Below are 14,446 nucleotides of genomic sequence, written 5' to 3'. Positions count from 1 at the left end.
GTATTAATGATCTATATTAAACTTATATAACATTTATGTTTTGATTGTTCTAGGTAACGAATGAAAAAAAGTAAAGAAACCAATGCCTATTCACCGAAGAATCTGTATAAGAGGTTGTTCCCCTATATGCGGGGACTTGTAAAGTATTTCTTTATCTCTGTGCTGGCTATGGTTGTGGTAGGGGTAACAGGGCCTCTGTTTGCTTATTTGTTGAAACCAATCATCGATAATGGATTCGTCGAAAAAAACATGGAAGCCATGAAATGGGTTCCATTTGAAATTGTCGGTTTATTTATTTTTCGTGGTATTGCTAATTATATTAATGAATACACTAGTGCATATATTTCGAATCAGATGGTTCAGGTAATTCAGCGGGATTTGTTTGCCAAAATGATGATGCTTCCAATCGGCTACTATCAGGAAAATAGCCGTGGGCGTATGATGTCACGGATTACGAATGACGCCAAAGGGATTACTGCAGCCGGTTTTGATGTGATTACTGTGTTTGCTAAAGACGGTGTTACCGTTCTTGGTTTATTAATCTGGTTGTTTTATCTTGATTGGCAACTTACGTTAATTACTTTTGTGACCATTCCTTTGATTGCATGGTGTGTAAGGATTATTAATAAACGCATCCGTCGATTGGTTACACGAAGTCAGAATGATCTTGGTCAGGTGATGCAGATTTTGTCTGAATCCATTGATGGTACTCGAGTGGTACGTATCTATGGCGGTCAAAATTATGAACAGAATCGTTTGGAAAAGACTAATAAAGCATTACGAAGCCTTGCAGTAAGACGCCAGTCTTATACTTCTATAGGCAGTGCTGTGACGCAATTATTAATTGCAACTTCTTTATCGATTATTTTGTATGTTGCTGCTAAAAGAGCCAGTCATGCAGGATTTACTGCCGGTGATTTTATGTCTTTTCTATCAGCTATGCTGATGATGTTTGATCCATTGAAGCGAATTACTAATATGTCTAGTGTGTTGCAGACAGGTTTGATGGCTGCAGATAGTGTTTTCCATTTTCTGGACGAGCCTGAAGAAAAAAATCTTGGGGTAAAACAGCTTGTTTCACCGATAGGTGATATAACTTTTAATAATGTAACGTTACGTTACGGTGAAGCAAATAAAAATGCGATTGACCATTTGAGTTTGACGATTAAACAGGGCAGTGTTGTTGCGTTAGTAGGAGAGTCAGGCTGCGGTAAAACCTCTACAGTTAATCTGATTCCAAGGTTTTATGATGTGACTAGTGGGCACTTAAGTATTGGTGGAATTGATGTAAAAGATTTTGAATTAAAAAGTCTCCGCTCTCAGATGGCGCTAGTTAGTCAGGATGTTGTTTTGTTTAATGATACTATAGCCAATAATATTACTTATGGCTGCCCTGAGGCTACAGAGGCTGATATTATTCAGGCTGCAAAGGCCGCTAATGCTTGGTCTTTTATTAGTAATATGCCTGAAGGTTTACAAACTCAAGTAGGTGATCAAGGGATGAAACTTTCTGGTGGTCAGAGACAGAGACTGGCCATTGCGCGTGCACTGTTGAAAGATGCGCCTATTTTAATTCTGGATGAGGCCACTAGTGCACTGGATACAGAATCTGAAAGGTTGGTTCAATCAGCTCTGGAAACTCTGATGAAAAATCGGACTACAATTGTTATTGCTCATAGGCTTTCAACTATTGAAACTGCTGACAATATTGTGGTGATGCATCAGGGTAGAATTGTTGAGCAAGGTAAACATAAGGATTTGTTAGCCAGAAACGGTCGTTATGCAGTGCTACACCGTATGCAGTTTGGTGAAAACAGAAGTTCAGCTGATGTTAACATTTAGCTATTGTAAATAATTGATTTTCATGTTTTATTTTGATAATGCTTATTTTTTCAAATGTTGTTTATTGAATTTTTAATGATAAAACTGTACTGATTTTTTGATAATAGTTCGTATATACAAAATACAAGATACGGTTTTTAAAAGATTTACGTATCTGTATTTTGTATCTCAATCCTTTCATTTTCAATTAAGCATGTAAGGTTTTAGCCTAGCTATATTGGGCAGTAGCTTCAATGTTATATAACTGATATTTCTTTGTAAGGTGAATCGTCCAGAATATTTTTTATCCAATTGGCAAAACTGTATTTCGATATGATATCAGGATGAATGCTGATTAATGGTCTGACTAAAAAATCACTTAATTGCTGCAAGTCTTTTTCTTCTGTCCAGATAAAAATGTTATCAGGATGGTAAAAATCATAATTCTTTATATATGAATTATTAGTAATTAATTTTTTCCTATAGTACAAGGCTTCAAATACTCTAAATGATAAGCCATTGTGTATCGGGTTAACAATATCTATAAGTATGTCAGCCTTATTAACGTGCTTTAAATTGTCTTCAAAAGAAATATTTTGAGCAATTAAACATATGTTTTGTTCTGTATATTGGACTGCTTTGCTTGCTTCGGACGGGCGCAATTTGATATTGAAATCTAAATTCACGCCATTTTCTATTAGTGCTTTTGCACAGGTTTGGAGGGCTTTTGTTCTGTTGTCAACATGTAAGCCTACGAAGTAAGCAATGAGCCCTTTATGGGGTACTGGTTGTGGATGGTACATGTCAAAATAAAAATTACTCATCCCTTTCAAATGAAATTGGCTATATTCCGGATTATTTACATCTAAAGGATCAAATACAAAAAAACGATCGAACAAATTTATTGTTGGAATGGTTTTGGGAAAGCGTTTGATACCATTCCACTGATAGCCAATAAATTTCTTTTTTGTATGGCTTTTCAGAAGCTCTAATGTTGCGATGGAAAACAGATCCGGACGTATAACCAGTGTATAGTCATAATTATGATTTCCTAGTGTATTCTGGATTTTGTCATATAGCTCCTGGTGATAGATTTGTTCTTTCAGTACAGCTTTATAGGTGAAGTCGAACAAAAATATTTTTCGGATAGTATTAATGATATGCGTTTTCAGACTGGGATAATGAAAATTAGCTTCAATCTTTTTTTTCAGTGTTTCTGAAGTACTGTCAATAAAGATAACTTTGTAATTATGATATTCTAGATGAGTTTTGATGGCAGAGGCGAAGTCGCTATAGCTCGACATAGCTAGAATAATAGTTTGTTGCGGCATTGTTAAATTACTTTTGGAGAGTTGTGGTTTTAAATTGTTGTGAATCTGATAGGGGTTATTGGTTAAGTTAGATTCGTATTTTAGCAGTATATGTTGGTTTCAGTGGTTTTAAGAGAAACAATATCTGTGAATTGTTTTGTGGTTTTTGGTTATAATTTATGAATAAATTATGATTTAGTTGGTATGGTGTTGAATAAATGCTCAAAACCTTTTTAATAAATCTGGATAGACGTTCAGATAGGTTAATTTTCGTTAAACGGCAATTGGGGAATTTGGGGATTGATTTCGAACGAATCAGTGCTGTTGATGGTAATTGTTTAACGGATGAGCAGAAAGTATTTTTAAATCAGCCGAGATTTGCCTTAGAGTGTAAACGTAAGGCTGTTAACGGAGAGTTTGGCTGTGCTTTATCTCATCGAGCCGTCTGGCAGCGGATGGTAGATGAGAGTATTCCTTTTGCTTTAGTGCTGGAAGATGATGTTCAGTTGAGCTCTGAGCTGGTTTCTTTAATTGCTGAAGAAAAAAATTATCATTCATTTGATTTTTTGAATCTGACTTTGAAGCGCCCATATTATGATATTGATGCTGTGGAAATTAAAAAATCACTTTCCCAAAAACAACTTATTCGTCCAGCATTTTGGCAAGTGATAAAGCGTAAAGCTTGGCGGATGATGGAGGTCAAGGCAATTGTTAAGTGGAAAATTTATCGTTTACATGCTTTGCATAATGGGATGATTGCCTGTGAATGTGATTTTGCTCCCTCTCTAGCTTGTTGTTATATTGTCTCTTTGCAAGGGGCAAAACAAATGCTTTTGGCCAGTGATAATCTTTTTTATCCGATCGATAAAGTTTGGCATTATTGTGGTGGTTTGTTAAAAGAGGGATTTCTGGCTGAACCATTGGCATTTCAGTCACTGGATTCTGATATTCCTCATCGAGTGCGCTTTAAATTGACATTTTGGCAAAAATTTATAAGATTTTTTGTGAAGGGGCGACATTGGCGACGCAGACTGGATGTAATACGCATGTATGGTTGGTCGCGGTTATAATTAATATCGTTCATGTTTGAGAATATTAATAATGGTTAAACTGGGTAGGGAGTATGCTTGGCGTGCGAAGAATCGTCGGGTTGTGGTACCGCTAGCTGAAGTGGTAACGGAGGAAATGAAAGCTTCTGCTGCTGATGGGGTGACAGTGGTGGCTTATCATACGGATGATGAGTTTTATACGCATGAAGCGAAGCGGATGTGTGCTTCTGCTGAGCGTTTAAATATAAAAGTTAAAACTACAACGATTCCCAGTAAGGGGGGATGGGAAGCTAATACCTCTTTTAAGTCGAACTATTTGATGCATGAGCGCGATTTGGTGAGTGGTCCGATGTTGTATGTCGATGTGGATGCGGTTTTCCATGTTTCACCGTTGAAATATTTGGCTGGTCTGGATTGTGATATAGCTGTTTATTATGATTTGGGTGATGGTCATTTAGTTTCGGCTACTTTATTTTTTCAGGATACAGCTGCTGTCAGACATTTATTGGCTGAATGGAACCGTCAGTGTATTGCTCAGCCGACAATATGGGATCAAGAGGTATTACAATCTGTAATTGCGGCAGACCAAGCTTCTGCCCATCCTCGCTATAAAGTTGCTCATTTGCCAGTGGGCTTTTGCTGGATTTTTGATCGTGAGGATAATTTACTCGCCCCCAAACAACGGGTTTATATAGAGCAGTTGCAGGCCGCGCGGGTGGTTCATGAAAATCTGCGAACCAATGGAAAATTGTTTTCTATTCGAAAAAGTAAGGTACAGCGCCGGATGGATAGGATTCTTGAAATTGAGAATATTTTGTTCCCAAACCGACTTGATGGTTCATTGTAATAAATATCTGTAATGAAAGTAACAGATGATTTCTGCTTTAGTAATTAATCTGGAACATTCTGCCGAGCGACTGAGATTCCAGCGTCAGCAGCTGACTCATTTACAGATTCCCATGCGGCGTCTGGATGCGGTGAGTACGAAAGATATATTATCTGATCAGTATGAGCATCAGGCAAATGGTTGGGAGCGTAAATTACGTCCGGCAGAATTAGCCTGTTTTTTGAGCCATAAAGCAGCCTGGCAATTTGTTTTGGAAACTGGTCAGCCTTGGTTAATTCTTGAAGATGATGCGTTGCTTTCACATAAAACGGCTGAACTTTTGACAACTATATCTTCTCTGACTTGTGAGTTAGATTATGTGAATCTGGAAACTAGGCACCGGAGAAAGTGGCTGGATCGAAAAAGCTTGGCTTTGATTGCGGGTTATGAATTGCGACGTTTATATCAGGATCGAACAGGTGCTGCTGCTTATGTTTTATTTCCATCAGGAGCACGTAAGCTGTTAAACAGAGCGCAGTTTACGGCTCCGGCATTGGCTGACGCTTTTTTATGCCGGTCCTATGACTTAAATGGCTGGCAGGTTTATCCGGCTGCTGCCATTCAACTGGATCAATGTGCTAATTATGGTTTGAACCCTCCTGTTTCTTTTGTTTCAACGATAACACCTGAAAATAATGTTAAACCACAGGCTAACCATTTTTATCATTATTTATGTTTTAAATACCGTCGGCTGGCGGCGCAGTTACGTATGGGCTGTCGTCAGCTGTCTGTATCAAGATGTGCGCAACGACTAATGGTACCTATTATACAAAGTGATTTTGAAGAATAAGTTTGTGGGAGATGAAGGATATTTTCGCTGATATGGGCAAAATAGAGTTAAGTATTCTGATTCCGGTATTCAATGTAGGAGTTTATCTACCTGAATTGCTGGAATCTTTATTGCCAAATTTGCCGGCTAATGTTGAAGTGATTTTTTATGATGATTGTTCGCAGGACGACTCGCTGGCTATTATCCGAAAATATCAGCAAATTTACCCAGATGCGTTTATTCGCGTGTTGTGTGGACAGGAAAATAAAGGTATTACGCAGGTACGCCAATGTCTCTTACATTCAACTCAAGCTGAGTATATTTGGTTTATTGATTCGGATGATAAGGTTGAATCGCTAGCTGTCCAACAGATTATGGGTATTTTGAAACAATACCGTCCAGATGTACTTCTATTTGATTATGATGTATTTTTTGATAATACTGGTAAGTTAAAATCGAAGGAGCATTTATCGATTGCTCCGACCAATACTTTACTGCATCAGAAAAATGGAAACTTGTTCCATCTTGCTATTATGGATGGGAAACATTATTTCTGGAATAAAGTTTTCCGACGCCAGTTGGCGACAAAAGTTTGCCGTTTTACTATTCCTGCCTACGAAGATATTGCGAATACACCTAGTCTGCTGCATGAATGCCAAACTTATTTTTATTATCCGCAGGTTTTAGTGCATTATCGTATATGGCCAAATTCTATTGTGCAGAAAATGAGTCCAAAGCAGGTTTATGGTATCGAAGCTTATCTCACTCAAGCATTTTATGCTGAAACTATTGTAGGTGATGAGAAATGTTGTGCTTATTTGCTGTATAAGGCTCATTTGTACTATTTTCGTTTATGCCGGAAGCTTGCAAAAACAGCTATGCCAGAAAAAGAAAAAAAAGCAATTTTGCACAAGGCGGCTGAGCTTTTTGTCGTGAAACGTTTGTCAATTCGTACAACAATTTTGTTGTTGCTGCGTACTCATTTGTGGGATAAAGCGGCTAAATTGTTGTTGAAATCAGCTTTATTTGCCTTGACGCATAAATGAAGTTTTTTAAATAGCAATTATTCTCCCTGTTTTTACCCAGGTATGGATTAGTTGTTTTTCGTCGTCCCAGTTATGTCCGGTCCAGCCTTCACTAGTAAAGTTGTGAATATATACGGTATTTTTTGGGTACTGCTGGCAAATATAATCAATGGCAAGAAGTCCTGTACTAGGTTGACGGAAACCCAGTGAGTCGGCACAGTGGCGGTAAATGTTGCTTGGTATGGTGTTGATGAAATATTGATCCAATTGCGATTTTTTTATCCATTTGGGAAAACGCCATAGGTATTTTATGCGTTTATGCATAGGGATGTTCTGGTAGCGACTATAGAAAATATCTTTTTTACTATAGCGGAAAAATATTTGAGTTTCGGGTTTTAAAAATTGATGTTCGATTACCAGATGTCTAATCTGGGTGTAACCATTGGCAATGAATATCCAATCTGCTTTAAGTGTGCAGTTTGGATTGGGGTTGTTAAAGCGGACTACGATGTCATCATGCTGAATCAGGTGTGCTATGGAGTTTTGTTCGTCAGCATTACCAATAATGAAGAATTTACTGTGAGTCTGAACTGTTTTCATAGTGGTTTGTTATTATTGCCAATAATTTTTTAGCCAAGGAGCCGGTAAAATTTTACGGTACCATTTACCTCCGCCACCTTTGATGGCATCTGGAGGATTAACTTCGCCATGAAAAACGATGATTTTACCAAAATCAGGTTTTTCCGGTGCTTGCCATATTGCATAAGGCATTTTTTTTAATACATTGTACTTATAGCTCAGGCACCAGTTTTCTGGCCAATAGCTAAGTTGATGATGTTCACGCACATACCATGATAAAAAAGCCTGTTCATGGCGGAATTGTTGCCGAATTTGTTGAAAATGATTGCGAAAATAATCCATTAAATCTGGTATTGCACCAATTTGAAATCTATAAACAGAACTGTTGCCAACTTTGCGCCAAGGTTTTTTCCAGTCACGGATAATCCAGACTTCATCGGGACGGCTGGATGGCTGGGTGAAGAAGCAATCGATGTTATCGATGATAACGATATCTATATCTAAAAATAGGGCTGTGCCTTGTAAACCGAACAGGTTGGCACTAAAAGTGGTCAGTTTGTTCCAGCCGCGTTCTGGTAAGCCTGCAGGCAAGTTTAATGGTATCAGTGGATGGCATTGAATTGCAGGATGGATGCCGCTCGCGTCATCTGTCAGGCAAATCATGGTAAATGGCAGGGTCAGATTACGTTTTACCATGTGATATAGTCGGTTGACATATTCCGCGCCATATTTCTGCCCCCATTTCATACATAATATGTAATTTTGTGAAGCTTTGTTCATTGATTGCTGTATCAGGCGATTTTGAGGTTTGCAGTATAGCATTTTAGTATTTTGGGCTGCTTGATCTATTTGAGTTGAGTTAATTAAGAGCTGCTGTTTTTTAACTCTTTTGGTTGTTATATGTTTATTCGTAGGTTCAGGCTATTTTAATGCTAAACTTGTTATCCAGCTGCTAAGTTGTAATGGTTTTCTGTTAAGTTTAGGCTGTTGTGGAGGTGGATGGAAATGGATTCAAAAACTTGATTTGATGCAATGAATTTTTATGCATGGCTGGATGGTTTTTAATCTGTTTTACATATGTTTTATCCGGCTGTAACTAAGGATTGTAAATGAAGAAACTTTTATGGATATTGTTTAAGAGTAATCTGATTGTACGCATGTTAGTGTGTATGATTATTGGCGCGTTTATCGCGGCTTTTTTACCGCAATACGGGGTTAAACTGGAATTTCTTGGCAGGGTATTCATTCAGGCTTTGCGTGCTGCTGCACCTATTCTGGTTTTCGTACTGGTGATATCTTCGATTGTCAATAATAAGTTTGATAATGTTTCCAGTATTAAGTCGGTGGCTTGGCTGTATGCTATAACGGTGCTGATTTCTGCAATACTGGCTTCAACGGTGAGTTATTTGTATCCACTGCATTTGGTGATGGATGTGCCGCCGGCTTCCGAGAAACCGCCCGAAGGTGTAGCTGAGATTCTGATGAATATTATCCTTAAGTTTGTGGATAATCCGATCGATGCATTGGCTACTGGCAATTTCCTCAGTATCTTAGCATGGTCGACGGCATTGGGTATTGCTTTACGTCACAGTAGTGAAGCAACTAAATCGGTAATTAAAAACTGGTCTGATGCAACTATCTGGGTGGTACGGCTGGTGGTGGCCATTGCTCCTTACGGAGTTCTGGGTTTGGTGGCTTCGCATTTTACTAGTGATGGTCTGGCTAAATTAAAAAATTATCTTGAGTTGATTGGAGTATTACTTGGTTTGATGGTATTTGTGGCCTTGGTAATCAATCCACTGATTGTGTTTTTGAATTTCCGTAAAAATCCTTATCCACTGGTATTTACATGCCTGCGTTATAGTGGCATTACGGCGTTTTTTACTCGTAGTTCGGCCGCCAATATTCCAGTAAATATTCGTCTGGCTCAGCGTATGCAGTTGCCCGAAGAAATATACTCACTTTCTATTCCTTTGGGTGTAACGATGAGTATGAATGGTGCAGCAATTACAATTACGACGATGACGATGGCTACTGTGCATACTTTGGGTATGGATGTAAGCTTTATTCAAACATTATTGCTGAGTATTTTGGCTACAGTATGTGCACTTGGCGCTTCCGGTGTACCGGGAGGTTCATTACTGCTGATTCCAGTAGCGTGTAGTATGTTCGGAATTGATCCAGCCATTGCAGCTCAGGTTGTGGCCATTGGCTTTGTTATCAGCGAGATTCAGGATTCTGCCGAAACTGTTCTGAATTCTTCCAGTGATATGCTGTTTACTTCAGTGGTATCGTTGAAGCAGCAAGGTCGGGACCCTAGTAAAATTGAACTATTGCCAGAATAATTTGTTATCAGTTTTTTTTAAACCGCTGCATGTTTCCTGCAGTGGTTTTTTTGTATTTGAATTGAATATATTTGTAATTTGGTGAAGAACGGAATAACTTAGTCTCTGTTGTGTATTTTAAAGACGGGAAGTTTTATGGCGATACCTGTTTCAATTTTGAATCTGGTGCCGCGTCGAGACAATGGTACGGCAGCTTCGGCAATACGGAATATGTTGCGTCTGGCACAGGTAGCCGAACAGCTGGGGTTTGTACGCTACTGGATTGCTGAACATCATAATATGCCGATGGTGGTCAGTTCGGCGACACAGATATTGATCGGCCATACGCTGAGTCATACGCATCATATTCGTGTAGGCAGTGGCGGTGTGATGTTGCCTAACCATAGTCCGTTGCTGGTGGCTGAACAATATGGCACTCTAGCTACAATTTATCCGCACCGAGTTGATCTAGGGCTGGGGCGAGCGCCTGGAACAGACAGAGTAACCGCAGCTGCTCTGAGGCGCCAGTTGAACGATGTTTCGCTTAAATTTGCGGATGATGTGGTGCAGTTGCAACGTTATCTAGGTGATGAGCAACAGCAGGGGTTAGTAAAGGCTTATCCGGGTATGGGCACTCATATTCCCTTATATATATTGGGTTCTAGCACCGACAGTGCATATCTTGCAGCCAGTCTGGGTTTGCCTTATGTCTTTGCGGCGCATTTTGCTCCGCGTTTTCTGGATGAAGCAGCTGCTATTTACCGTGAGCGATTCCAGCCGTCTGCTCAACTGGCTGCACCTTTTTTTATGCTCTGTCTAAATCTGGTGGCGGCTGCTACTGATGATGAGGCTCTTTATTTACAAACGACGCAGTTGCAGTCTGTGCTGGGGCTGATTCGGAATAATCGGAAAGCGCTGCATCAGCCAGTACCGTCTATGGATGGTTTGTGGACAGCTGAAGAAGAAGCATACGTACGAAATTTTACCGCTTGTACTTTATTGGGCGCACCAGAAACAGTTAGGCAGCAGTTAGAAGGATATGTCTTGCGTTTGCAACCGGATGAAGTGATGGCAGTCAGCTATATTTATGATATGGATAAGTTGCTTGAGTCTTATAATATTTTTAAGACAGTGGCTGATAATGTTGGTTAAGTATGGTTTTGGGTAGGCTGAAAGATAGTATTTCGTAGCGAGTTATGATTCAGATGTGGCAAATTTTAGTCTAGTGTTGTGGCATTATTTGCCCCAAATCAAGTGTTATTTGATTATTTTTATCATTTGCCTTGGTATTTTTTGCTGTAATATTACAATTATTCTTAAAATGTAAGCGAAATCGGGAGTCTATGCATGAGCAACGATGTTATTAAGGTTTTTGTGGGTTGTGACCCGAATAACTGTGATCTGGAGCAGATGATGGTGGTGGATTACAGTATCCATAAACACACATCGCGGCCGGTAGAAATCGTCTGGATGCAATTAAGTCATGATCCGAACAGTCCGTGGTATTCTGATCCACAAACGGGTGCAGGCTGGCATACAGAAAAGTGGGCAACGCCATTTTCCGGTTTTCGCTGGGGGATCCCAGCCGCCTGTAATTATGAGGGACGCGCCATTTATATGGATGCGGATATGATTGTATTGGCTGATATAGCGGAATTGTGGGCACATCCGATTGAAGGCGAAGCGATTGTTGCGGCTAAAGAAGTACATGATCATGCTAAGGGTAAACGATTTACTCGATTGTGTACTTGTGTCTGGGATTGCGCCAAAGCTAAATCGATTTTGCCTGAGCTGGCTAGTTTGCGTGCTGACCCTGATTCGCATAAGAAAATGATGGCAAAGTTTAAGCAACATCCGGAATGGGTACAGGCTTATAAGGCGGCTTGGAATTGTGTCGATGGAGAAGGGATGCCGATTGAACAGATGAAAATTCTGCATTATTCAGATATGGGTACTCAGTTCAGTCATAAATACTCCATACCGCGTCTAGCCGCTGCTGGTCAGAAACATTGGTTTGACAGTGATATTTTGCCTCATCCGCGTAAGGATCTGGTTGAATTGTTTGATCAGTATTATCAGGAGGCGCTGGATGCTGGTTATAAACTGGAAAATTATGCTGTTAAGCCATTTGGTGCATTTCCGAAAGAGTCACAAGTTGGTTATGATGGTAATGAAGTGACGCGTCAGAAAAAACAGAAATCTTGGCTTTCGCGCGCATGGCACGGTCTGACCGGTCGCGCTTAAACAAATTATTTGAATAAATCTGGTCGTTTGCTGTCCCAGCTAGCGACCGTTTTTTTTGATAATTATATTTGTAAATTATGAGTAACTGTGAAAATTAGAATGACTGTTTAGTTGTTCCGATACTTGAAACGCATGTCTGGTATGGAATAGCCTTAAGCAAACTCTCAGGAAAAAATATATATGGAGTATAGCTACATTTCCAGTGGGTCGACATCTATTAGCCAACGTGTATGAGGGTTGCTTTTTTCCAGATGCAGGAGCCAATTTTGCCATAATGAAATGCTGCGGTGTAGGTCGCGCCGGTTTTTACTTTCTAGAAATACTTGTGCGCGTTCGTACCCAGCCAGTCGAGCCATCAGCATCGGTACTGGACCGAAGACATTGACATTGGCAGGTAAGGCATGCTGCTGCTCGATTCCTTGTTGTGCTTGCCGTAAAAGCTGTTGCGCCTCGTGCATGGTGTGAGCGTCTGCGCGGATGGCGGCCATATAACTAAATGGCGGCATGCCCAGCTCTTGTCTTTCTGCCAGTTCTGCCGTGGCGAAAGTTACATAATTCTGTGCCGCCAAAGCTTGGTACACTTTGTGTTCCGGCTGACGCGTTTGTACCCATACTTCACCAGTGCAGTCGGCTCTGCCGGCTCTGCCACTTACCTGCATTAATTCGGCAAATAAACGTTCAGGAGCACGGAAATCGGCGCTATAGAGACTGTTGTCTGCATTTAAAACCACCACTAGATTGAGATGGGGAAAGTCATGGCCTTTGGCCAGCATCTGGGTGCCGACCAATACATCTACTTCTTTACGCATAATGGTGTGATAGATTTCCGACCAGTCTTGTCGGTGAGCAGTGCTATCACGGTCTACCCGAAGAATGCGTGCACTAGGGAGTAGATGCTGCAGGTATTCTTCAATGCGCTGAGTGCCTTGTCCAACGGCGGTCAAGTCCTGATTGCCACATTCAGGGCAGGATGGGGGTATGGGCTGGTGAAAATCACAATGATGGCAGCGTAGCAGACCTGCATGCTGATGTAAAACCAGGTTGGCGGAGCAATTCGGGCAGCCGAAAGTATGACCGCAAGCATCGCAGAATAAAGCTGGGGCAAAACCCCTTCGGTTTAGGTAAACCATGCTTAAACCACCGCGAGCGACATTGGTTTGCAGTTTTTGCTTGATGATATCGCTGATACCATTATCCAGTGGTAAGCGGCGGATATCGAGTAAATGTATTTGTGGCAATTGGGCGTTGGAGTGTGCCCGCTCGCTCAGTTGCAGTAATTGGTAATCTCCGTGCCGCGTTTTATACCAGCTTTCTAATGACGGAGTGGCACTACCCAGTACCACTGGGCAAGCTGCCTGCCGCGCCCGCCAGACAGCCAGGTCACGTGCCTGATAGCGTAATTCACTTTCTTGTTTAAATGAATAATCGTGCTCTTCATCGACAACAATCAGGCCTAGATTAGGCATGGGGGTAAATATGGCCAGACGTGTACCGATGACCAGAGCTGCCTGCCCCAGAGCTGCCTGAAGATAGTTGGTGGTACGTTGTCCGGCTGCGGTCTGGCTGTGTAATACAGTAGTAACTGTATGTGGAAAACGCTGGCGTACCCGTTGCATAAGCTGCGGTGTGAGGTTGATTTCGGGCAGCAAAAACAGTACCTGTTTACCTTGCTGCATTATATTGGACATGATGTCGAAATAGACTTCGGTTTTACCACTGCCAGTAATGCCATACAATAGAAATGGGGCAAATTGTCCACATCTGGTTTGTACTTCTGCACTGGCTAGTTGCTGTTGCTGATTGAGCTGATGCCGGCTGGTCGGTATAGGTCCACAAGCCGGTATGTGACTGGCTTCTATCCAGTTTTGTTGTTGCCACTGTTTAAGATATTGTGATGCCTGAGTATGTATGGTTTTAAGCTGGTGCAGAGTGGCTGGAGCGGCTAATAGTCTCTGCCATAATGCATTTTGTTTATGATAACGAGCCGGAGGTGCTGGCTGGATGCGTCCAAGGGCATTGAGGCTGTAAATGTGTTCTTGTTTCGGTAATGGCACGGCTTGAGGCTGACGCAGACCTTTGGGTAGGGCCGCCATCACAGCTTGTCCAAGAGGATAATGATAATAGCGCGCAGTAAAGCTAAGTAGTGCACGCCAGTCTGCGGGCAATTGCCAGCCATCCGATAAAATGTTCTCAATGGGTCGTATTTTGCTAAGGTCTATTTCCGGCTGTATATCACTTTCCCATACTATGGCTGCTACCAATCGGTTGCGAAAGCGTACGGCTACCCTTGTTCCTGCCGGCAAGGTGGTTGGATGGGCGTATGTTAACAGTGGGTAGAGGGGCACATTCAGTGCCAGTTGATGGTAAATCAATGTAATCAGGAGTAAATGGGCAATGATTTGTTTATTGTAACTCAAAGTGGCTGGCTTTTACCGTGGG

General features: G+C 41.1%; 12 protein-coding genes. 8 read left to right on the top strand and 4 right to left on the bottom strand.

The window, feature by feature from the left end; genetic code table 11:
- Window positions 1-60: 60 nt before the first annotated feature.
- Window positions 61-1,842, top strand: a complete 1,782-nt coding sequence (msbA, locus tag J3U75_RS04950) for a lipid A export permease/ATP-binding protein MsbA (protein ID WP_267390835.1) — start codon at window positions 61-63, stop codon at window positions 1,840-1,842.
- Between the two features lie 236 nt (window positions 1,843-2,078).
- Here the strand turns inward: msbA and J3U75_RS04945 are convergent, their stop codons facing one another.
- Window positions 2,079-3,152: a hypothetical protein gene (locus J3U75_RS04945; protein ID WP_267390834.1), complete on the bottom strand. Its 1,074-nt coding sequence runs from the start codon at window positions 3,150-3,152 to the stop codon at window positions 2,079-2,081.
- A gap of 197 nt (window positions 3,153-3,349) precedes the next feature.
- Here J3U75_RS04945 and J3U75_RS04940 point away from each other — a divergent pair, with 197 nt between their 5' ends.
- From J3U75_RS04940 to J3U75_RS04925, 4 genes are read left to right on the top strand one after another with little or no spacing between them, the layout of a single operon-like run.
- Window positions 3,350-4,201 (top strand): glycosyltransferase family 25 protein, encoded by an 852-nt coding sequence (locus tag J3U75_RS04940; RefSeq protein WP_267390833.1) that lies wholly within the window; start codon window positions 3,350-3,352, stop codon window positions 4,199-4,201.
- 31 nt (window positions 4,202-4,232) lie between these two features.
- Window positions 4,233-5,027 (top strand): putative nucleotide-diphospho-sugar transferase, encoded by a 795-nt coding sequence (locus tag J3U75_RS04935; RefSeq protein ID WP_267390832.1) that lies wholly within the window; start codon window positions 4,233-4,235, stop codon window positions 5,025-5,027.
- A gap of 25 nt (window positions 5,028-5,052) precedes the next feature.
- The gene (locus J3U75_RS04930) at window positions 5,053-5,856 is read left to right on the top strand and encodes a glycosyltransferase family 25 protein (protein WP_267390831.1); all 804 of its coding nucleotides are present in this window, start codon (window positions 5,053-5,055) and stop codon (window positions 5,854-5,856) included.
- Window positions 5,857-5,888: 32 nt separating this feature from the next.
- Window positions 5,889-6,881: a glycosyltransferase family 2 protein gene (locus J3U75_RS04925; RefSeq protein ID WP_267390830.1), complete on the top strand. Its 993-nt coding sequence runs from the start codon at window positions 5,889-5,891 to the stop codon at window positions 6,879-6,881.
- Window positions 6,882-6,887: 6 nt separating this feature from the next.
- Here the strand turns inward: J3U75_RS04925 and J3U75_RS04920 are convergent, their stop codons facing one another.
- Window positions 6,888-7,460, bottom strand: a complete 573-nt coding sequence (locus tag J3U75_RS04920; protein WP_267390829.1) for a hypothetical protein — start codon at window positions 7,458-7,460, stop codon at window positions 6,888-6,890.
- 12 nt (window positions 7,461-7,472) lie between these two features.
- Window positions 7,473-8,219: a hypothetical protein gene (locus J3U75_RS04915; RefSeq protein WP_267390828.1), complete on the bottom strand. Its 747-nt coding sequence runs from the start codon at window positions 8,217-8,219 to the stop codon at window positions 7,473-7,475.
- A gap of 329 nt (window positions 8,220-8,548) precedes the next feature.
- On the opposite strand from J3U75_RS04915, the gene sstT reads away from it, so the two are divergent.
- From sstT to J3U75_RS04900, 3 genes are all read left to right on the top strand, one after another.
- Window positions 8,549-9,784 (top strand): serine/threonine transporter SstT, encoded by a 1,236-nt coding sequence (gene sstT, locus J3U75_RS04910; RefSeq protein WP_267390827.1) that lies wholly within the window; start codon window positions 8,549-8,551, stop codon window positions 9,782-9,784.
- Window positions 9,785-9,919: 135 nt separating this feature from the next.
- Window positions 9,920-10,915, top strand: coding sequence for an LLM class flavin-dependent oxidoreductase (locus tag J3U75_RS04905; RefSeq protein WP_267390826.1), 996 nt, complete (start codon window positions 9,920-9,922; stop codon window positions 10,913-10,915).
- A 195-nt stretch (window positions 10,916-11,110) separates the two neighbouring features.
- Window positions 11,111-12,007, top strand: coding sequence for a glycosyl transferase (locus J3U75_RS04900; protein ID WP_267390825.1), 897 nt, complete (start codon window positions 11,111-11,113; stop codon window positions 12,005-12,007).
- A gap of 191 nt (window positions 12,008-12,198) precedes the next feature.
- On the opposite strand, the gene J3U75_RS04895 is transcribed toward J3U75_RS04900, so the two are convergent.
- The gene (locus J3U75_RS04895; protein ID WP_267391031.1) at window positions 12,199-14,379 is read right to left on the bottom strand and encodes a primosomal protein N'; all 2,181 of its coding nucleotides are present in this window, start codon (window positions 14,377-14,379) and stop codon (window positions 12,199-12,201) included.
- Between the last annotated feature and the right edge of the window lie 67 nt (window positions 14,380-14,446).

The organism is Snodgrassella sp. B3088 (assembly GCF_026535815.1).
Lineage (GTDB): Bacteria > Pseudomonadota > Gammaproteobacteria > Burkholderiales > Neisseriaceae > Snodgrassella > Snodgrassella alvi_E.
Note: the sequence above shows the minus strand (reverse complement) of the source record. Positions and strands in the feature narration are given on the sequence as shown.